21 protein-coding genes are annotated in these 20,257 nt (G+C 68.5%); 17 read left to right on the forward strand and 4 right to left on the reverse strand.

Going from position 1 to position 20,257, the window contains the following annotated elements; translation table 11 throughout:
* Positions 1–10 precede the first annotated feature (10 nt).
* Complete coding sequence (locus E3T54_RS07905; protein ID WP_134475233.1) at positions 11–469, reverse strand: DUF4870 domain-containing protein; 459 nt, start codon at positions 467–469, stop codon at positions 11–13.
* A 207-nt stretch (positions 470–676) separates the two neighbouring features.
* Here E3T54_RS07905 and hrcA point away from each other — a divergent pair, with 207 nt between their 5' ends.
* The 9 genes from hrcA (at position 677) to leuA (ending at position 9,832) form a co-directional block, all read left to right on the forward strand.
* The gene (gene hrcA / locus E3T54_RS07910; protein WP_134475234.1) at positions 677–1,699 is read left to right on the forward strand and encodes a heat-inducible transcriptional repressor HrcA; all 1,023 of its coding nucleotides are present in this window, start codon (positions 677–679) and stop codon (positions 1,697–1,699) included.
* A gap of 122 nt (positions 1,700–1,821) precedes the next feature.
* Positions 1,822–2,928, forward strand: coding sequence for a molecular chaperone DnaJ (gene dnaJ, locus E3T54_RS07915; protein ID WP_134475235.1), 1,107 nt, complete (start codon positions 1,822–1,824; stop codon positions 2,926–2,928).
* A gap of 10 nt (positions 2,929–2,938) precedes the next feature.
* Positions 2,939–3,679, forward strand: a complete 741-nt coding sequence (locus tag E3T54_RS07920; protein WP_134475236.1) for a 16S rRNA (uracil(1498)-N(3))-methyltransferase — start codon at positions 2,939–2,941, stop codon at positions 3,677–3,679.
* 19 nt (positions 3,680–3,698) lie between these two features.
* Positions 3,699–4,061 carry an HIT domain-containing protein gene (locus tag E3T54_RS07925; RefSeq protein ID WP_134475237.1) on the forward strand — a complete coding sequence of 121 codons (363 nt, stop codon included), beginning with the start codon at positions 3,699–3,701 and terminating at the stop codon, positions 4,059–4,061.
* 37 nt (positions 4,062–4,098) lie between these two features.
* A complete protein-coding gene (locus E3T54_RS07930) occupies positions 4,099–5,136 on the forward strand; it encodes a PhoH family protein (RefSeq protein WP_134475262.1) in 1,038 nt (345 codons plus the stop codon).
* Positions 5,133–5,597, forward strand: coding sequence for an rRNA maturation RNase YbeY (gene ybeY, locus E3T54_RS07935; protein ID WP_134475238.1), 465 nt, complete (start codon positions 5,133–5,135; stop codon positions 5,595–5,597). The genes E3T54_RS07930 and ybeY overlap by 4 nt, the downstream gene beginning before the upstream one ends.
* On the forward strand, positions 5,597–6,916 hold the full coding sequence (locus E3T54_RS07940; RefSeq protein ID WP_134475239.1) for a hemolysin family protein: 1,320 nt from the start codon (positions 5,597–5,599) through the stop codon (positions 6,914–6,916). Before ybeY ends, E3T54_RS07940 begins: the two co-directional genes overlap by 1 nt.
* Positions 6,909–7,811, forward strand: a complete 903-nt coding sequence (gene era, locus E3T54_RS07945) for a GTPase Era (protein WP_092324593.1) — start codon at positions 6,909–6,911, stop codon at positions 7,809–7,811. The genes E3T54_RS07940 and era overlap by 8 nt, the downstream gene beginning before the upstream one ends.
* Positions 7,812–8,065: 254 nt before the next feature.
* Positions 8,066–9,832: a 2-isopropylmalate synthase gene (gene leuA / locus E3T54_RS07950; protein WP_134475240.1), complete on the forward strand. Its 1,767-nt coding sequence runs from the start codon at positions 8,066–8,068 to the stop codon at positions 9,830–9,832.
* A 118-nt stretch (positions 9,833–9,950) separates the two neighbouring features.
* Here leuA and E3T54_RS07955 read toward each other — a convergent pair whose 3' ends face one another.
* Entirely contained in the window at positions 9,951–10,628 is a 678-nt protein-coding gene (locus tag E3T54_RS07955) for a hypothetical protein (protein ID WP_198414447.1), read from the reverse strand.
* 105 nt (positions 10,629–10,733) lie between these two features.
* Here E3T54_RS07955 and E3T54_RS07960 point away from each other — a divergent pair, with 105 nt between their 5' ends.
* Positions 10,734–11,102, forward strand: coding sequence for a nuclear transport factor 2 family protein (locus tag E3T54_RS07960; protein ID WP_092324549.1), 369 nt, complete (start codon positions 10,734–10,736; stop codon positions 11,100–11,102).
* 11 nt (positions 11,103–11,113) lie between these two features.
* On the opposite strand, the gene E3T54_RS07965 is transcribed toward E3T54_RS07960, so the two are convergent.
* Together E3T54_RS07965 and E3T54_RS07970 are read right to left on the reverse strand one after the other, a co-directional pair.
* Positions 11,114–12,496, reverse strand: coding sequence for a DHA2 family efflux MFS transporter permease subunit (locus tag E3T54_RS07965; protein ID WP_134475241.1), 1,383 nt, complete (start codon positions 12,494–12,496; stop codon positions 11,114–11,116).
* A 55-nt stretch (positions 12,497–12,551) separates the two neighbouring features.
* Complete coding sequence (locus tag E3T54_RS07970; RefSeq protein WP_134475242.1) at positions 12,552–13,286, reverse strand: trimeric intracellular cation channel family protein; 735 nt, start codon at positions 13,284–13,286, stop codon at positions 12,552–12,554.
* 78 nt (positions 13,287–13,364) lie between these two features.
* Here E3T54_RS07970 and recO point away from each other — a divergent pair, with 78 nt between their 5' ends.
* The 7 genes from recO (at position 13,365) to dnaG (ending at position 20,161) form a co-directional block, all read left to right on the forward strand.
* The gene (recO, locus tag E3T54_RS07975) at positions 13,365–14,087 is read left to right on the forward strand and encodes a DNA repair protein RecO (RefSeq protein ID WP_092324545.1); all 723 of its coding nucleotides are present in this window, start codon (positions 13,365–13,367) and stop codon (positions 14,085–14,087) included.
* Positions 14,084–14,908: an isoprenyl transferase gene (locus tag E3T54_RS07980; RefSeq protein WP_092324543.1), complete on the forward strand. Its 825-nt coding sequence runs from the start codon at positions 14,084–14,086 to the stop codon at positions 14,906–14,908. The genes recO and E3T54_RS07980 overlap by 4 nt, the downstream gene beginning before the upstream one ends.
* A 38-nt stretch (positions 14,909–14,946) precedes the next feature.
* Positions 14,947–15,621: a DsbA family protein gene (locus tag E3T54_RS07985; RefSeq protein ID WP_092324542.1), complete on the forward strand. Its 675-nt coding sequence runs from the start codon at positions 14,947–14,949 to the stop codon at positions 15,619–15,621.
* Positions 15,618–15,740, forward strand: coding sequence for a hypothetical protein (locus tag E3T54_RS17550; protein WP_255452843.1), 123 nt, complete (start codon positions 15,618–15,620; stop codon positions 15,738–15,740). The genes E3T54_RS07985 and E3T54_RS17550 overlap by 4 nt, the downstream gene beginning before the upstream one ends.
* 106 nt (positions 15,741–15,846) lie before the next feature.
* Entirely contained in the window at positions 15,847–17,028 is a 1,182-nt protein-coding gene (dusB, locus tag E3T54_RS07990; protein ID WP_092324588.1) for a tRNA dihydrouridine synthase DusB, read from the forward strand.
* Positions 17,021–18,271 carry a deoxyguanosinetriphosphate triphosphohydrolase gene (locus E3T54_RS07995; protein ID WP_174844403.1) on the forward strand — a complete coding sequence of 417 codons (1,251 nt, stop codon included), beginning with the start codon at positions 17,021–17,023 and terminating at the stop codon, positions 18,269–18,271. The genes dusB and E3T54_RS07995 overlap by 8 nt, the downstream gene beginning before the upstream one ends.
* Before the next feature lie 24 nt (positions 18,272–18,295).
* On the forward strand, positions 18,296–20,161 hold the full coding sequence (gene dnaG, locus E3T54_RS08000; protein ID WP_134475244.1) for a DNA primase: 1,866 nt from the start codon (positions 18,296–18,298) through the stop codon (positions 20,159–20,161).
* The last annotated feature ends 96 nt before the right edge of the window (positions 20,162–20,257 follow it).

The following is a 20,257-nucleotide window of genomic DNA, read 5'->3' on the forward strand; positions in this document are numbered from 1 at the left end:
AGCGGCCGGGCTACTTGATCAGGCGAACCGCGAACGGGTAGCGGTAGTGGTGTCCGTCCTTGGCCTGCTGGAAGCCGAGGATGGAGAAGATCAGGCTCACGACCCACAGCGCCACGGAGAAAATCCCGAAGATCCCACCGATTCCGAAGGTGATCGACGCCAGGAAGCTGGCGATGATGTTGATCGCCACGTAGCCGAAGACGAGGGTGATCTGGAAATTGAGGGCTTCCTTGGCTTCCTCCGCCGTGAAGCGGCCGCGATCCTTGAAGATCAGCCAGATGAGCAGGGACGGGAAGAAACTCAGGATGCCGCCGAGGTGGGCGAAGGAGGCCCACTGCCGGTCGTCGGTCTCGGTGAGCGGGGCGGCCGGAACCGGGGCGGGGCCCTGGTACGGGGCCCGGTAGGGGTCCTGGGGCGGTCGCTGGCCGCGGTACGGGTCGTCGGGGATCTGGGCGTTCGGATCGCTCATCGGGGTGCCTTTCAGCGAATGGTGCTCGTCGGCTGCCGGGGATTCCCGCGCCGATATGCATAAGCTACTGCCCCCGATCCGCTTGTAGCAATGGGTGATCCCGTGCGGGTCGCGGTATGATTGGCACTCAGGAAGGGCGAGTGCCAACACCGCCAACCACATGCCACGAGAACACGGCAGCACGAGCGGAGAGGGAAGCGATCCGTCATGGTATCTGATCGCAGCCTCGAGGTCCTGCGGGTCATCGTGCAGGACTACGTCGCTTCACGGGAACCCGTCGGGTCGAAGACCATCGTCGATCGGCACTCCTTTGGTGTGTCTGCCGCGACGATCCGCAACGACATGGCCCTCCTCGAGGAGGAAGAGCTGATCGTCGCCCCGCACACCTCGTCCGGGCGCATCCCCACCGACAAGGGCTACCGGGTCTTCGTCGACCACCTGGCCGACCTGCGACCGCTGTCCGCGGCTGCGCGAGGGGCCATCGAGACCTTCCTGGGCGAGTCCGCCGACCTCGACGAGGTTCTGGCCCGGAGCGTCAGGCTGCTCTCCCAGCTCACCCACCAGGTCGCCCTGGTGCAGTATCCGTCCCTGTCCCGCGCCAGGGTGCGCCACATCGAACTCGTTCCCCTAGGCGGCACCCGCATCCTGTCCGTGCTCATCACGGACTCCGGCCGGGTCGAACAGAGAGTGATCGAGCTGCCTCGCGCCCTCGACGAACAGCAGCTCGGCGATGTGCGCGCCCGGCTCAACTCCGCCGTGTCCGGCCTGAGCATGAGCGAGGCGGCAACGGCGCTGTCCGGCCCGGAAGGGCTGGTCCCACGGGACCTCGAGGATGTCGTCGGCCCGATCACCGCTACCCTGGGCGACCAGATCGGCGCGAACCGTCACGACAAGCTCGTGATGGCCGGCGCGGCCAACCTGGTCCGCACCGAAAATGACTTCACTGGCAGCATCTACCCGGTGCTCGAGGCCATCGAGGAACAGGTCGTGCTGCTGCGCCTGTTCGGCGAAATGGCCACCGACCAGCACGGCGTCTCGGTGAGCATCGGGCGCGAGAACGCGCCGTTCGGACTGGGCGAGACGTCCGTGCTCACGAGCGGCTACACCTCGCCGGGCGGCGACCTTGCCCGGCTGGGCGTACTCGGCCCGACCCGCATGGACTACTCCAACAACATGGCCGCGGTCCGAGCCGTCGCCCGGTACCTGTCCCGCCTCCTCGGCGAGAACTAGGTCCCGAACCCGCACCGCCCGCGAACCCACGGCCAGATCCTCACCATTTCCAGAACCTCACCATTTCCAGAACCTCACCATTTCCAGAACCTCACCCCCAAGATATTCAAGGAGAGCCAGCTTTGGCTGACCATTACGAAGTACTCGGCGTCGCCCGCGATGCCACCACCGACGAGATCAAGAAGGCCTACCGGCGCCTGGCCCGCCAGTTGCACCCCGACGTGAACCCGGGGGCCGACGCGTCCGAGCGGTTCAAGTCGGTCACGCACGCCTATGACGTGCTGAGCGACGCGAAACAGCGCCAGCAGTACGACCGGGGCGGGCAGGGCGGCGGCGGATTCGACAACGGCCAGTTCGGCAACTTCGGCGACATCTTCGAGACCTTCTTCGGCGGCGGAGGCGGCGGGAGCCGCGGACCCCGATCGCGCCGCGAACGCGGCCAGGACGCGCTGCTCCGGGTCGAGCTCGACCTCGACGAGGTCATCTTCGGCACGCACCGCGACATCGAGGTCGACACGGCCGTGGTCTGCGGCACCTGCAGCGGCACCTGCTGCCAGCCGGGAACGGCCCCGGTCACCTGCGACATCTGCCACGGAACCGGCAACATCCAGCGGGCCGTGCGGTCCCTGCTCGGCAATGTGATGACGTCGAGCCCCTGCGGCTCCTGCCGCGGCTACGGCACCATCATCGCCACCCCGTGTGTCACCTGCCAGGGCCAGGGGCGCGTGCGTGCCCGCCGCAAGGTCCCCGTCGACATCCCGGCCGGCGTCGACACCGGCCTGCGCCTGCAGATGCCCGGCAGCGGCGAGGCCGGCCCGGCCGGCGGCCCCAACGGCGACCTCTACCTCGAGATGAAGGTGCGCCACCACGACGTCTTCAGCCGCGACGGTGACGACCTGCTCTGCACCCTGGACATCCCGATGACCACCGCGATCCTCGGCACGACCACGACGGTCGCCGCGCTCGACGGCGACATCGAGGTCCAGCTGCGGCCCGGCGTGCAAAGCGGCGAGATCCTCACGATCAAGGACCGCGGCGTGACCAAGCTGCGCGGCAACGGCCGCGGCGACCTCCGGATCGGCGTGCAGGTTCTCACCCCGACCAAGCTCGACCACAAGGAGCGCGAGCTGATCGAGGCGTTCGCGGCCCGGCACAAGGTGCCCGCACCCTCGCTCAGCCACTTCCAGCAGGGACTGTTCGCGAAGCTGCGCGATCGGTTCCTCGGCTAGAGGCCGCCGGATGGCGCATTTCTTTCTCGACGAGTCGCTCCGGGCAGAGGACTGCGCCCCGGGCGCGGTCGTCCGCGTGGGCGGCAGCGAAGCCAGGCACGCCGTCACGGTCAGCCGGATCCGGCCGGGGGAAGAGCTGCTCCTCGGCAACGGCGCCGGGCTCATCCTCGGCGGCACCGTCGTCACGGCGGAGCCGACCGAGCTGTCCCTCCGCGTCGACACGAACACGGTGACGCCGCCGGCCAGGCCCCGGATCCTGCTCGTGCAGGCCCTCGCCAAGGGCGACCGGGACGAACTGGCCGTCCAGGCCGCCACCGAGCTGGGCATCGACGGCGTGATCCCGTGGGCGGCGGCGCGATCGGTGTCCCGGTGGGAGGGTGCGAAGATCGCCAGGGGCCGTGAGCGCTGGGCCAGCATCGTGCGCGAGGCCGGAAAACAGTCGATCCGACCCTGGCTGCCGAGCGTCGAGGGCCTGGCGAGCACGAAAGCGCTGGCCGCCCTGGCCGGCTCCGCGCGGATGCTCCTGCTCGAGCCGACCGCCTCGGCGCGGCTCACCGAGGTGCCCGCGCCGACCGACGACCGCGACATCCTGCTCGTCGTCGGGCCGGAGGGCGGAATCGCCCCGTCGGAGCTGGCCATCCTCGAGGCGGCCGGCGCGACGCGGGTGCGCCTCGGCGACACCATCCTCCGCACCTCCACCGCGGGGCCGGCCGCGGTGGCCATCCTGAACGCGACGCTCGGCCGCTGGTAGCGCCGCTTAAGATAGAGACATGTCTTCCTCCGGCGCAGAACCGTCCATCTTCAGCCGCATCGTCGCCCGTGAAATCCCGGCGACGATCGTGGCCGAGACCGACCGCATCATCGCCTTCAACGACATCCACCCGCAGGCGCCCGTGCACGTCGTCATCACGACCAAGACGCAGCAGTACCGCAACGTGGTCGAACTCGCCGCGGCCGAACCCGCCCTGCTGGCCGAACTCGTCGATGTGGCCCGGCAGATCGCCGACGAGCGCACGGGCGGGGAATTCCGCCTCGTCTTCAACACCGGCCCGTCCGCGGGACAGACCGTTTTCCACGTGCACGCCCACATCATGGGCGGACAGCTGAAGGAGGGGTCGCTTGGCTCCCACTGACGCGACATCGGCCGGCGCCGAACGCGCAGAGCTGCGGATGCAGGTCGACGGGATCGCCATGGTGCGGCTCCTCGGGCCGCAGGATCGGTTCCTCGACACGATTGAACACGAGTATCCCGACGTCACTGTGCACGTGCGCGGCAACGACATCACCCTGACCGGGGAGCCCGCACAGGTCGAGGCCGTGCGGCGCCTGATCGAGGAACTGCAGCTGATGCTCCGCGGCGGCCGCGACCTCGGCGAGGCGGAGATCTCGACATCGGCGCGGATGCTCGGCGCCGACAGCACCCGGAGCCCGTCTGAGCTGCTCGGCCAGGCCATCCTCAGCTCCAGGGGCAAGAGCATCCGCCCGAAGACCCTCGGCCAGAAGCACTACGTCGACGCGATCGACGAGAACACCATCACCTTCGGAATCGGCCCGGCCGGAACCGGCAAGACCTACCTTGCGATGGCCAAGGCCGTGCAGGCGCTGCAGCGCAAGGAGGTCGACCGGATCATCCTCACCCGCCCGGCAGTCGAGGCCGGTGAACGCCTCGGCTTCCTGCCGGGCACGCTCACCGAGAAGATCGACCCGTACCTCCGGCCGCTCTACGACGCCCTCTTCGAGATGATGGACCCCGAGCTCGTCCCGAAGCTCCTCGCGGCCGGCACGATCGAGGTCGCCCCGCTCGCGTACATGCGCGGGCGCACGCTCAACTCCTCCTTCGTCGTGCTCGACGAGGCCCAGAACACCACGCCGGAACAGATGAAGATGTTCCTCACCCGGCTCGGCTTCGGCTCCCGGATGGTCATCACCGGTGACGTGACCCAGGTCGACCTGCCCGCCGGTGCGAGCGGCCTCAAGCTCGTCAGCCGCGTGCTCGACAACCTGGACGACATCCACTTCGTGCAGCTGACCAGCGCGGATGTCGTGCGGCACTCCCTCGTGGGACGCATCGTCGACGCGTACACCGAATACGACGCGCAGAAGCAGGCCCAGCGCTACGAAAGCGACCAGGCGCGCGAATTCGCCGCCCGTGCCACCCCGCGCTCCGCCGGCCCGCGTGACCGCCTTCCGAAACGGAGACCCAGTTGAGCATCGAAATCAATAACGAGTCGAACATCCGAGTCGACGAGGCCGCCATCCTCCGGCTGGCCGCGTACGCGCTCGACGCGATGCACGTGCACGCGGATGCCGAGCTCGCGATCGTGCTCGTGGACGAGGGCGCCATGGAGCAGCTCCACGTGCAGTGGATGGACGAGCCCGGCCCGACCGACGTGCTCAGCTTCCCGATGGACGAGCTGCGCCCGGGCACGGAGGACAACGAAACGCCGCCCGGACTGCTCGGCGACATCGTGCTCTGCCCGCAGGTGGCCCAGGCCCAGGCGGAGACCGCCGGGCACTCCACCCTCGAGGAACTGCTCCTGCTGACGACCCACGGCGTGCTGCACCTGCTCGGGTTCGACCACGCCGAGCCGACCGAGGAAAAAGAGATGTTCGGCATCCAGCGGGACATCCTGATCGGTTTCGCCCTGCAGGAACGCACGCGCGGTTGATGATGATCGGGTGGTTTGTCACGGCGGCGATCCTGCTGGTGGCGTTCGGCGGGCTGATGGCCGCCGTGGACGCCGCCATCACCGCGCAATCCCGGGCGGACATTTTCGACCTGGCCGACACCTCGCGCGCCAGGCGCTCCCTCCAGGCGATCGCGCGGGACACCGGCGCCCACCTCAACGCCCTCAATTTCGTGCGCATCATCGCCGAGACGACCGCCGCAGTGCTCGTGACCCTCGTCTTCGCCACCTCCATCGAGGAGTTGTGGCTGGCGCTTCTCCTCTCCGCCCTGATCATGACGGCCGTGTCCTTCGTGCTCGTCGGGGCCAGCCCGCGCAGCGTGGGCCGCGCACACCCGACGAGCCTCCTGGCCGGCACGGCGCCGCTGGTGCACTTCGTCCGGGTGCTGCTCGGTCCGATCGCGAACGCCCTGGTCGCGCTGGGCAACCGGGTGACACCCGGCCGCACCCGCCTCGCCACCTTCACCTCGGAGGACCAGCTGCTGAGCATGGTGGACGAGGCCACCGAACTCGACGTGCTGGAGGAGGAGGACCGGGAACTCATCCACTCGATCTTCGAGTTCAACGACACCGTCGTGCGCGAGGTGATGATCCCGCGCACCGACATGGTGACCATCGACGCCGGCGCGTCCATCGGCGCCGCCATGGGCATCTTCCTGAGCAAGGGCTACTCCCGGGTGCCCGTCGTCGACGGCGAGGTCGACGACGTCACCGGCATCCTGTACCTGCGCGATGTGGCCAGGCTCGTCTATGAGCGGCCGTTGAACGTGGAGCAGCTGACCGTGGGCGAACTGGCCCGGCCCGCCGTCTTCGTGCCCGAATCGAAGAAGGCCGACGACCTGCTGCGCCAGATGCAGCTGGAGTCCAACCACCTTGCGATGGTGGTCGACGAGTACGGCGGCATCGCCGGCCTGGTCACCCTGGAGGACCTGATCGAGGAACTCGTCGGCGACATCTCCGACGAATACGACCGGGACGTCGTGGAGGTCGAGGACCTCGGCGGCGGATGCTTCCGGGTGGCCGCGCGGCTTCCCGTCGACGAGCTCGGCGAACTGTTCGACCTCGACCTGGACGACGACGACGTCGACTCGGTGGGCGGGCTGCTGGCCAAGACGCTCGGACGCCTGCCGGTCGCCGGATCCGTCGCCTCGGTGAGCGGCCTGGTCCTCACCGCCGAGCGCACCGAGGGCCGACGCAAGAGAATTAGCACCGTGCTGGTGGAACGAGACGAAGCGCTGATTGATGCGCAGACCGCATTCCTGGGAATGTCGGACGATGAAGGAGCAAATGGCCATGGCTAAAGAAGACGCGTACCGAGCGGGATTCGTGTCCTTCGTGGGCAGGCCGAACGTCGGCAAGTCCACGCTGACGAACGCACTGGTGGGGGAGAAGGTCGCGATCACCTCGTCGAAGCCGCAGACCACGCGCCGCGCCATCCGCGGCATCGTGCACCAGAAGAACGGCCAGCTGATCCTGGTCGACACCCCGGGCATCCACCGGCCGCGCACGCTGCTCGGCGAACGCCTGAACAGCCTCGTGCAGACCACGCTGGCCGGGGTCGACGTCGTGGGCCTGTGCATCCCGGCCAACGAGCCGATCGGCCCGGGCGACCGGTTCATCAACGAGCAGCTGGATTCCTTCCCGCGCGCGAAGAAGGTGGCCATCGTCACCAAAATCGACGCCTCGTCCAAGACCAACGTGGCCGCGCAGCTCCTGGCGGTGTCGCAGCTGCGGGATTGGGAGGCGATCGTGCCGATCTCCTCCCAGAGCCGCATCCAGCTCGACGTACTCAGCGCCGAGCTCCTGCGTCTGCTGCCGACCGCCGATGCCCCGCTGTACCCGGCGGACACGGTGACCGACGAGACCCTGGAGTCGCGCATCTCGGAGTACATCCGCGAGGCCGCGCTCGAGGGCGTCACCGACGAGCTGCCGCACTCCATCGCCGTGACCATCGACGACATGATCGAGCGCGACGACCAGGAGCTGGTCGAGATCTACGCCAACCTGTTCGTCGAACGGGACAGCCAGAAGGGCATCATCATCGGAAAGTCGGGCAGCCGGCTGAAGGATGTCGGCGTGCGCGCCCGCAAGCAGATCGAACCGCTCGTCGGCAAGCGGGTCTTCCTCTCGCTGCGGGTCAAGGTCGCCAAGGAGTGGCAGCGCGACGCGAAGCAGCTCGGCCGCCTCGGCTTCTAACTCGCCCCGCCCCGCCCCTCCCCTCCGCCGAGATTGACACTTGCGGTCGAGATTGCCAGGTGCGCCCGCCAATCTCGACCGGAACAGGCAATCTCGGCGGGGAGGGGAGGCAACACGGCCGGCGAACGGTGCTAGCCTGAAATGGTGCTGTTCGGTGTGCTCCTCCTTAGCTGCCGCGACGAGACCTAGTCTGGGCCTCACTCGTCGCGGAGTCTGTCGTGGGCTGACCACCATTCGCGAGGAGATCAGGGATCATGAAGAACAACCAGACCGCATCGGCCATGCCGATCCACAAGTACCGTCCGTACCACGAGCAGTTCCGGGTATCACTGCCCGACCGCACGTGGCCGGACAAGCACATCGTTCAGGCCCCGCGCTGGTGCGCGGTCGACCTGCGCGACGGCAACCAGGCCCTCATCGACCCGATGAGCCCCGAGCGCAAGCGGATCATGTTCGACCTGCTGGTCCGGATGGGCTACAAGGAGATCGAGGTCGGCTTCCCGTCCGCCAGCCAGACCGACTTCGACTTCGTGCGCAGCCTGATCGAAGACGACGCCATTCCGGATGACGTGACCATCCAGGTGCTCACCCAGGCGCGCGAGCACCTGATCCACCGCACCTACGAGTCCATCGCCGGGGCGAAGCAGGCCATCGTGCACTTCTACAACTCCACGAGTGTGCTGCAGCGCGAGGTCGTGTTCCGCCAGGACAAGCAGGGCATCACCGACATCGCCCTCTTCGGCGCGCGCCTCTGCCGAGCGGCCGAGGCGACGATCCCGGGAACGACCGTCTACTACGAGTACTCGCCGGAGAGCTACACCGGCACGGAGCTCGAGTTCGCGGTAGACGTGTGCAACCAGGTCATCGAGATCCTCGAGCCGACGCCGGAGCGCAAGGTCATCATCAACCTGCCCGCCACCGTCGAAATGGCCACCCCGAACGTCTACGCGGACTCGATCGAGTGGATGTCCCGTCACCTCGCCCACCGCGAGAACATCATCCTGTCGCTGCACCCGCACAACGACCGCGGCACCGCGATCGCCGCAGCGGAGCTCGGCTACCTGGCCGGGGCCGACCGCATCGAGGGCTGCCTGTTCGGCAACGGCGAGCGCACCGGCAACGTCGACCTCGTCGCCCTCGGCATCAACATGTTCACGCAGGGCATCGACCCGCAGATCGACTTCGGCAATATCGACGAGATCAAGCGCACGGCCGAATACTGCAACCAGCTGCCCGTGCCCGAGCGCAGCCCGTGGGCCGGCGACCTCGTGTTCACCGCCTTCAGCGGTTCACACCAGGACGCCATCAAGAAGGGCTTCGAGGCGATGGCCGCGGATGCCGCGGCGCAGGGCCGCTCCGTTGACGAGCTGGCGTGGGCCGTGCCCTACCTGCCGATCGACCCGAAGGACCTCGGCCGCAGCTACGAGGCCGTCATCCGCGTCAACTCGCAGTCCGGCAAGGGCGGCGTGGCCTACCTGCTGAAGACCGACCACGCCCTCGACCTGCCGCGCAAGCTGCAGATCGAATTCTCCGGCGTCGTCCAGGCCAAGACCGACGCCGAGGGCGGCGAGGTGACGAGCGAGCAGATCTGGGACATCTTCAACGACGAGTACCTGCCGGCGAAGCGGTCCAACCCGGATGCCAAGTGGGGGCGGTTCGAGCTCTACTCGACCCGCACCGCCAGCGACCTGTCCGGCACGGTCGAGCTCACGGTCGACCTGCGCGACGACGACTCCGTGGCCAATGCGACCGGGTCGGGCAACGGCCCGATCGCGGCGTTCCTCGGCGTCATGGCGGAGCGGGGCATCGAGATCACGCTTTATGACTACGTCGAGCACGCCATGTCGGCCGGCGGGGACGCCCTCGCTGCCGCCTACGTCGAACTCGACGTCAACGGCAAGCGCTACTGGGGAGTGGGAATCGACGCTGACATCTCCACCGCGTCGCTGAAGTCGGTCGTGTCGGCGGTCAACCGCGGCGTTCGTGCCGAGGTCGGCAACCGCGAACTCGCCACGGCCTAGGACAGCACCGCCCGCGACAGGGCACGGGACCGGGACCGGTTACGGGGCGGGGCCGGCTGGATCACCAGCAGGCCCCGCCCCGTCGTCGTCAGCGTTTTTCAGCGTTTGTCAGCGGTTGTCAGCGCAGGACCGGGACCGACGCGGAGCGAGCCGTCACCGGCGCCCCGAGGATGCGGGTGCAATCTTCGATGGCCCGGGCGAGGAGGCCGTACAGGCGCGCGTCCGTGTCGGGCACGCAGGCCTCCGCGATGCCCGGAACGGAAATGCGCAGGATCGACTCGGCAGTGTGGGTGGTGAATTTCGAGCGGGGCCGGGAGCCGACGAACCCGATGAAGTCCCGCGCCCAGCGCTCGGTGTCCGGCGCCCGCCGGAAGGCCTCCCTGACCTGTTCCGTGACGTTCGCAGAAGACCCGGCGTCCATCCCGGCGAGGTTGCGCTCGCAGGTGAGGATGCCCACCGCCAGGGCACGCTGGCGCTCCATGCTGGCGACCGGCAAGGCCTGGGTTGCCGCCCGCAGGGCGACAAGCAACTCGACTCGCGGGTCGTCGCCGCGCAGGCCGATGACGGACGGAATCAGCGTCGTCAACCGGGAGCGGGCCGCGTCGGAGGTGCAGTCGTTCACCATCCTCGCCATCGACGCGAGCGTCGGGTGCGTGCAGGCCGGATGGTCACTCCAGGACTCGCCCGCGAGGTAGGACGCGAATTCCATGAAGCATCCGCCGCTCCGCGGGGTGCGGTGCTTCCCTCGGGAAAGCACCGGCATCAGCTCCGGCGCGCCGGTCGAGTGTTGTGTCATGAGGAACCTCCATGAGACGTGAACCGTTGCCTTCCAGTCTCACCCCGCAGGGGATGAAATACCAGTGGCCTGTCCGCCGAGGCCCTCACGGGGTAGAACAGTGCCATGGCTGAACTGGCGGCGCTTGCCTCGTGGATTGACGGTTACCGCCGCGCCTGGGAATCAAACCGACCAGGGGACATCCGGGCGCTGTTCACCGAGCGGGCCGTGTACCGAACCGAGCCCTACGCCGACCCCTGGGTCGGGCAGGATGCCATCGTCGCCGAGTGGCTGTTCGCCGCCGACGAACCGGGGGAGACCTCGTTCCGCTGGGCGCCACTGGCGATCACCGACGATGTAGCCGTCGTCCTGGCGACGACGGTCTACCGCGACGGGCCGAGCTACCGGAACCTTTGGGTGATCCGGCTGGCTCCGGACGGCCGGGCGAACGAGTTCACGGAGTGGTGGATGGAAGAGCCCGACTCGGCTGCGTAGGCGAACCGGATTTACGGGGTGGGCTCCGCCGACACCGCCGACTCCGCACCGGTCAGCGTGGGATTGCGGATGCCCGCCAGGGAGACGAGGCCGCCCACCACCAGGAGCGCCGAAGTGACCATCGCCGCCCGCAGGTAGCCGTTCAGGTCGAGCGCCGAACCGACGATGATTCCCGTGCAGGCGACCGCGATGAGCCCGGCGACCCGGGCGACGGCATTGTTGATGGCAGAGCCGATGCCCGCCCTGGCCGGGTCGACGGCGCCCAGGATCGCCGTGGTCAGGGGAGCGACCGTGATGGCCATGCCGAGGCCGAAGACGGAGATACCGGGCAGGACCTGCGTCCAATAGGCGGCCTCCGAGGTCATGGTCAGGGTGAGGAGGAAGCCGACCGCGCAGACGAGCGGGCCGACCGTCATGAACAGGCGCGGCCCGATCCGATCGGCCCGGGCGCCGAACCAGGAGGCGAGCAGGATCAGCAGCACCACCGCGGGCAGTGTGGCCACGCCGGCCGCAAGCGCGGTGTACCCGCCGACCTCCTGCAGGAACACCGTGAGCACGAAAGGACCGAAGGTGAACGCCGCATAAATGAAGACGGTGGCGATGTTGCCCATGCCGAAGTTGCGCACGGTGAACATTTCGAGCGGCATCATCGGATCGTCGCAGCGGTTCTCCCACCAGAGGAAGGCGGCGAAGCAGGCAATCCCGAGCACGAACGGCAGGTAGATGGCCGGGCTCGACCAGCCCAGGCGTCCCTGTTCGATCAGGGCGAAGACGGGGCCGCCGAGGCCCAGTACGCCGAGGATGGCGCCCACGACGTCGACGCGCGGCCGGGCCGGATTGAGCGCGTCCGTGCCCAGGCCCGCGAGCAGCCACAAGGCAACCGCTATCGGCAGCACATTGATCGCGAAGATGAGCCGCCAGGATGCCGCGTCGACGAGCATGCCGCCGACGAGCGGCCCGACGACGAACGCGGCGGTCGTCCACGCCGTCCACTTGCCGATGGCCTTGCCCTGTTCGGACGGGGCGAACGTCGAGATGATCAGCGCGAGCGAACTCGGCACGAGCAGGGCCCCGGCTGCGCCCTGCAGGATACGGGCGATGACGAGCACCAGCGCCGTCGGGGCGACCGCGCAGAGCAGGGAGGTGGCCCCGAAGCCGTAGAGGCCGATGCGCATAATCCGCATCCGGCCGAACGAGTCCGACAGGGATCCGGCGATCAGGATGAATGCGCCCAGCGTGATCAGGTAGCCGTCGACGACCCACTGCTGCAACGCGAGTCCGCCGCCCAGGTCCTCGCGCATGGCCGGCAGCGCGACGTTGATGACCGCGCCATCGAGGAACGCCACGAAGGTGACGATGATGGCGACGAGAAGCACCCGCTGGGCTCTGGTCACACGCACAGCGTATGCCTCCTCCGGGCCGAACGACACCCGTATTCGGTCGGCCTGGCTAGGGGCCCCAGCGCCAGCGGCGGCCCGCCGCGCGCGGCGCCGGGCGGCCCTCCGGGCGGCCCTCCGTGCGGCCCTCCGTGCGGCGCCACCGCGGCCAGCTGCCGATCGCCCGCTGCTGCGGGAGGCTCCATCCGTACCGCGCCGAGAGCACCCGGATGACGGTGGTCGCGACAACGCAGACGATCCCGGCGATCGTGATCGGCACATCCAGCAGGAAGAGCATGACGAGCAGGCCGCTGCCGACTCCCGCGGCAACCGCGTAGTGCGAGCCGACGTGCATGACCGCGATGGGCACGTTGAGCATCATGTCCCGCACGGCCGAACCGCCGACGGCCGAGACCACGCCGACGAAGAGGGAGGGGATCTCGGGGAGACCGGCGGCGAGCGCCTTCGAGGTGCCGATGGCGCCGAACAGCCCAATCGTCACAGCGTCGAGCCCGATGATCAGTGGGCCCAGACGGTTGAAGTGGCTCTGCAGCAGCATGCCGAGGAGCGCAGCGCCGGTCGCCACCGGGAGGTACCAATTGCTCAGCAGCGCGGCCGGAACGCCGCCGAGGAAGATGTCGCGCAGGAGTCCGCCGCCCAGGCCGACCACGACGCCGATCAGGGCTACGCCGAGCAGGTCGAACCGGGCGTCCTTGAAACGGCCGGCGAACATGGCGCCCTGGATCGCCCCGATCCCGACGGCGGCAAGGTCGAGCCAGAGGGGAATCGTGAAAAGGGTGGAGGGCACTAACAACTAGTACCACGCAACGAGCCCGCCGACCGCGCCTTTCACCCGCTCCCCGGCCGATAGTGGGAGAATTGCCCCGTGCCTGTCTACCGTGATGAAGCCGTCGTGCTGCGCACCCACAAACTGGGTGAAGCCGACCGCATCGTCACCCTGCTCACCCGGCAGCACGGCAAGGTCAGGGCCGTCGCCAAGGGGGTCCGGCGCACAGCGTCGAAATTCGGCGCCCGGCTCGAACCATTCATGGTCGCCGACGTGCAGCTGTATGAGGGCCGCAGCCTCGACATCATCACCCAGGCGGAGTCGCTCGGTTCCTACGGTGCCCTGATCACGGCGGACTACCCCAGCTACACCGCGGCCAGCGTGATGGTCGAAACCGCCGACAAACTCACCGAGTCCGAAGGCTCCCTGCAGCAGTACCTGCTGCTCGTCGGCGCGCTCCGCTCGCTGTCGCGTCGCGAGCACGGCGCCGGCCTCACCCTCGACTCGTACCTGCTCCGAGCCCTGTCGATGGCCGGTTGGGCGCCGAGCTTCCAGGACTGCGCGCGGTGCGGCACGGTCGGCGACCATTCCGCCGTCGTCGTGCAACTGGGCGGCATCGTCTGCGATGACTGCGCTCCGCCCGGGTCGCCGCGCCTCGATGTCGAGGCGGTCGCCCTCCTGAGCGCCCTGCTCACCGGAGACTGGGAGCACGCGAAGGCCACACCCGAGCGCACCCAGGCCCAGGCCACCGGCGTCGTCGCCGCGTACACGCAGTTCCACCTGGAACGCGGCCTCCGATCACTGGAGCATGTCAGCAAATGACCCTGAACCCGTTCAGCCGCGGCCCCAAACCGTTCACCCACAAAGACGCCGTCCCCTTCAAACCCCTCGACTGGACGGGCCTGTACCCTTCGTCGCTGCCGTCCGGGGCCGTTCCCGGGCACGTCGCCGTCGTCATGGACGGCAACGGCCGCTGGGCCAACGCCCGCGGCCTGCCCCGCGTCGAGGGGCACAAGGCGGGGGAGGCGGCGCTGCTCGACGTCGTCGCCGGGGCCATCCAGATCGGCGTGAAGCAGCTCAGCGTCTACGCGTTCTCCACCGAGAACTGGAAGCGCTCGCCCGACGAGGTCCGCTTCCTGATGGGCTTCAACCGGGACGTGCTGCACCGCCGCCGGGATCAGCTGAACGAGTGGGGGGTGCGCGTGCGGTGGGCCGGCCGGAAGCCCCGGCTCTGGGCATCCGTCATCAACGAACTGCAATATGCCGAGAGGCTCACCGCCGGCAACGACGTGCTCACGCTCACCATGTGCGTGAACTACGGCGGCCGCACCGAGATCACGGATGCCGTGCGCGCCCTCGCCGAGGACGTCGCCGCGGGCAGGCTGAAGCCGTCCGGCATCACCGAGAAGGCCATCCAGCGGCACCTGTACACCGCGGACCTGCCCGACGTGGACCTGTTCGTGCGGAGCTCCGGCGAGCAGCGCACCAGCAACTTCCTGCTCTGGCAGAGCGCGTACGCCGAAATGGTCTTCCTCGACACGCTCTGGCCGGACTTCACCCGCGCCGACCTCTGGCAGGCCATCGAGCTGTACGCCTCACGGAACCGCCGCTACGGCGGCGCCGTCGACACGCCCGCCACCTGAGCGGGAATATTCCGACGACCGGGCACGGTTGCGCCAGAGTGAGCGAAACCATCAAAGTAGACATCTGGTCCGACGTGCAGTGCCCCTGGTGCTACATCGGGAAGCGCAAGTTCGAGGCCGGGGCCGCCCTCTTCGGCGCTGACATCGAAGGCGGGGAGATCGAGGTCGAATATCACAGCTTCGAGCTCGCACCGGATACCCCGGTCGACTTCGAGGGCAGCCCGGTCGAATACCTGAGCCAGCGCAAGGGACTGCCGCTCGCGCAGGTCGAAGAGATGCTCGAACGCGTCACCGGGATCGCCGAAAGCGTCGGTCTCCACTACGACTATGACGCCGTGCACCAGACCAACACGGTCATTTCCCACGAGCTGCTGCACTACGCCAAATCCCGCGGGCGCCAGCTCGACATGAAGGAAGCCCTGCTCAAGTCGTACTTCGTCGACGGCGGCCACGTCGGGCGGATCGCGGATCTGGCCGACCTCGCCGAGGGCATCGGCCTGGACCGGGCAGACGTCGTGCGGGCGCTCACCGACCATGAATTCCTGGGCGACGTCAAGGCGGATGTCGCCCAGGCCACCGCCTACGGCATCCAGGGCGTCCCCTTCTTTGTGATCGACGGACGATACGGCATCTCCGGAGCGCAGGATCCTGATACCTTTGCCCAAGCCCTCCGCCAGGCGCGGACCGATAAATCCGAGGAGAACAGCGCATGACTGACGCAACCACCACCCAGGAAGTCCCCACCGACGCCACCGACGCCACCGTCCCCGAGATCGAGCTGCTCGGTCAGTCCGGCGGCGGCTGCTGCGGCGGCTCCGCCTGCGGTTCCTAGCCCCGCCACCCACCGCGAAACCGCAGTTGTGCGCGTTATGGCGCGTTCATATCGAGCACAACTGCGGTTTCGCGGTGGTATTTAAAGTCTGGGAGAATTGATGACGATGATTCCTTCAGCAGCGACTACGCCGGCAGGCACAGCGACCACGCCGGCGCTACGCATCGGCCCCCTTGAACTCGACGTCCCCGTCGTCCTGGCGCCCATGGCCGGCATCACCAATACCGCGTTCCGCAGGCTGTGCCGCGAATTCGGCGCCGGGCTTTATGTCAGCGAGATGATCACCTCCCGCGCCCTGGTCGAACGCACGCCGGGCTCGATGCGACTGATCAATCACCACGAGAGCGAATCGACGCGCTCCATCCAGCTCTACGGGGTCGACCCGAAGACGGTCGCCGAGGCCGTCACCATGCTCGTCGCCGAAGACCGGGCAGACCACATCGACCTGAACTTCGGATGCCCGGTCCCCAAGGTCACCCGCAAGGGCGGGGGAGCGGCGCTGCCGTGGAAACTCGGCCTGTTCCGTCAGATCGTCGAGGCAGCGGTGAAGGCGGCGGGTCCGATTCCGCTCACCATCAAGATGCGCAAGGGCATCGACTCCGACCACCTCACCTACCTGGAGGCCGGCAAGGCGGCCGAGGGCGCCGGCGTCGCGGCGATTGCCCTGCACGCCCGCACCGCAGCCGAGTTTTATTCCGGCCAGGCCGACTGGTCGGCCATCGAAAAGCTCAAGAATGCGATCTCCGGCCCGCCCGTGTTGGGCAACGGCGACATCTGGTCTGCCGAGGACGCCCTGCGGATGGTCGGGGAGACCGGCTGCGACGGCGTCGTCGTCGGCCGGGGCTGCCTGGGGCGCCCGTGGCTGTTCGGCGACCTGGCCGCCGCCTTCCGCGGTGACCTGGAGACGGCGAAAATCCAGCCCGACCTCGGCCAGGTCGCGGCGACCTTCTATCGGCACGCGGAACTGCTGACCGAGTTCTTCGACAGCGAAGAGCGCGCCTGCCGCGATGTGCGCAAGCACGTGGCGTGGTACTTCAAGGGCTACCCCGTGGGCGGAGACCTCCGGGCCAGCCTGGCCACGGTGGGCTCGCTCGCCCAGCTCGAAGAGCTGCTGGCAACCCTCGACGGCACCCTGCCCTACCCGGGTGAAGGCGCCGAGGGGCCTCGCGGTCGGGCCGGGACGCCGAAGAGAACGGCGCTGCCGGAGCACTGGCTGGATTCCCAGGAGCTGGCCGGAGCGGAACGTGCCAATCTGACCGAGGGTGAAGGGGACACAAGCGGTGGCTAACGCTACGGGGTACGGCACCCACGACGAGGAGCGCTGGCTGCCGGAGGAACACAATTCGGGCCGCAGCGATTTCGCGCGCGACCGCGCCCGCCTCCTGCACTCCAGTGCCCTCCGCCGCCTGGCCGCGAAGACGCAGGTGCTCAGCCCGACGGCGGGCCTCGACTTCGCCCGCAACCGGCTCACCCACTCGCTCGAGGTCGCCCAGATCGGCCGCGAGCTCGCCCTGCGGCTCGGCCTCGACCCCGACATCGTCGACACGGCCTGCCTCGCGCACGACATCGGTCATCCGCCGTTCGGCCACAACGGCGAGAAGGCACTCAACACCTGGTCGCTCGACGTGGGCGGGTTCGAGGGCAACGCCCAGACCCTGCGCCTGCTCACCCGCCTCGAACCCAAGGTCTTCGGCGACGACGGCCGCAGCTACGGACTGAACCTCACCCGGGCCAGCCTCGACGCGAGTTGCAAATACCCGTGGCCGGAGGGCTCCTCGGTCAACGACCCGAGCGGCCGCGCGAAGTTCGGCTTCTACGCCGAGGACGTCGCCGCCTTCGAGTGGCTGCGCAGTGGGGCGCCGGACCGGCAGCTCTGCATCGAGGCCCAGGTCATGGACCTCTCCGACGACATCGCCTACTCCGTGCACGATTTCGAGGATGCCGTCGTGAACGGCTATGTGGATGTCGCCGCCCTGGGCAGCAGGGTCGACCACGACGAACTCGTCTCGTCGATGTACGAGTGGATCGGCGGCGAGCTCACCTACGACCAGCTGATCCGGGCCTTTGACCGCCTGGACTCCCTCGATGTCTGGCTCGACGGCTGGACCGCCGGCCGGCGCGACCAAGGACGCCTGAAGAACCTCACCAGCCAGCTCATCGGCCGGTTCTCCGGCGCGGCCGTGCGGGCAACGCGCGAGGCCTACCCGGGGGAGCGCCTCATCCGGTTCGGGGCGCACGTGGTCGTGCCGATCGAGATCCGGGCCGAAATCGCGGTGCTGAAGGGCATCGTGGCGGCCTTCGTGATGACCCGGAACACGCGCAAGCCGATCTACGTCCAGCAGCGGCAGGTGCTCACTCTCCTCGCCGACGCCCTGCTCGCCACCGGCGACGCTCAGCTCGACCCCGGCTTCCGCGAGGACTGGCAGGCCGCGCCGGATGACGACGCCCGCAAGCGGGTCGTCGTCGACCAGGTGGCCAGCCTCACCGACCAGTCCGCACTGGCCTGGTACGAACGTCTCGTGCAGGACTGACATGGGCGGGGGGAGCATTCAGCCATGGCAGGCCTGATCCGACAGAGCGACATCGAAGAGGTCAAGGCCCGCACGAACATCGCCGACATCATCGGCGATTACGTGAGCCTCAAGTCCGCCGGCGTCGGATCGATGAAGGGCCTGTGCCCCTTCCACGACGAACGCAGCCCCAGCTTCCATGTGCGCCCCCAGGTCGGTTTCTACCACTGCTTCGGCTGCGGCGAGAGCGGCGACGTCTACTCGTTCCTGCAGAAGATGGACCACGTCAGCTTCTCCGAGGCCGTCGAACGGCTGGCCGGCCGGGTGGGCCTGCAGCTCCACTACGAGGACGGCGGGGGAGCCCCCGACCACAGCAACCGCGCCCGCCTGCTCGCCGCCAACCAGGCCGCCGCCGACTTCTTCGTCGAACAGCTCGGCAGCCCGGGCGCACAGGTCGGCCGCACCTTCCTCGGCGAGCGCGGCTTCGACGCCACGGCCGCCGAACGATTCGGGGTCGGTTTCGCTCCCAAGAGCTGGGATGAGCTCACCAACCACCTGCGCGGCAGGGGATTCTCCACCGAGGAGCTCACCCTCTCCGGCCTCGTCTCCAGCCGCGAGGCGTCGAGCGGCGTCTACGACCGGTTCCGCGGCCGGCTGGTGTGGCCCATCCGGGACATCACCGGGCAGACCATCGGCTTCGGCGCGCGCAAGCTGCTCGAGGACGACAAGGGCCCCAAATACCTGAACACCCCGGAGACGCCGGTCTACCACAAGGCCCAGGTGCTCTACGGCCTCGACCTGGCCAAGCGCGACATCTCCCGCAGCCACCAGGTCGTCGTGGTCGAGGGCTACACCGACGTGATGGCCTGCCACATGGCCGGGGTCACCACGGCCGTCGCAACCTGCGGCACCTCGTTCGGCGTCGACCACATCAAGGTGCTGCGCCGCGTGCTCGGCGATGACAGCCGACTTGGCGAGGTCGTTTTCACCTTCGACCCGGATGCCGCCGGCCAGAAGGCCGCCGTCCGCGCGTTCAGCGAGGAGCAGCGCTTCGCCGCGCAGACCTTCGTCGCCGTCGGGCCGGACGGCCTCGACCCGTGCGACCTGCGCTTGCACCGCGGCGACGACGCGGTGCGCCGTCTTGTCGACTCGAAGAAGCCGATGTTCGAGTTCATGATCCGCCAGCTGCTCGGCCAGTACAACCTCGACACGGTCGAGGGGCGGGTCGCGGCCCTCCGCGCCGCCGCGCCGATCGTCGGCGACATCCGGGACCCGGCGCTGCGTCCCGGCTACACCCATGAGCTCTCCAGGATGCTCGGCATGGAGCTGGGCGAGGTGAAGAAGGCCGTCACGGCCGCCCAGGCCCGCGGCCGCGCCCCCGAGCCCGCCGCCGCGGCGAGTCGCCGGGAGGGCGCTGACAGCGCCCCGGCCGAGAAACCCTTCTCGCTACTGGAGCTGCCGACCGACCCGGTCACACGCCTGGAGCGGGACGGCCTGATGGCGATCCTGCAGCATCCGGGCGTCGTCACCCCCGAGCTCCTGGCCCGCGCGGTGCACACGACGTTCGCCAACCCGTCACTCGCCGTCGTGCGGGACGGGATTCTCGCCAGCCTGCCGCACGTGGCGGCCCCGGACTGGCTGGACCTTGTCGTCGCCGAGGTGCCGGAGCAGCTCGCGAACCTGGTCAGGCAGCTGGCCATGGCGCCGCTGCCCGAACGCACCCAGCGCGACATCGATCGCTACGTGCGAGACATCACGATCGCCCTGGTCGACCGAGACCTGCTGCGACAGAAGGCGGAGCTGCTGGGCAGATTGCAACGCACGGATGCCGCCAACCGCGAGGTCTACTCCACCCTGCAGCGTGAACTCGTGCGCGTCGAAGCCGAACGGCGCAACCTCCGCGAGGAGTGAAGTCCGTCGCTGGGCGACTCGGTTAGGTTGCAGGTCTGTAAAGATGCCCCGTGTGGCGCCACTGAACCGCCCGTTCTGTGCTAATTCTATGCTTAC

The organism is Cryobacterium sp. Sr8 (assembly GCF_004403225.1).
Classification (GTDB): Bacteria; Actinomycetota; Actinomycetes; order Actinomycetales; family Microbacteriaceae; genus Cryobacterium; species Cryobacterium psychrotolerans.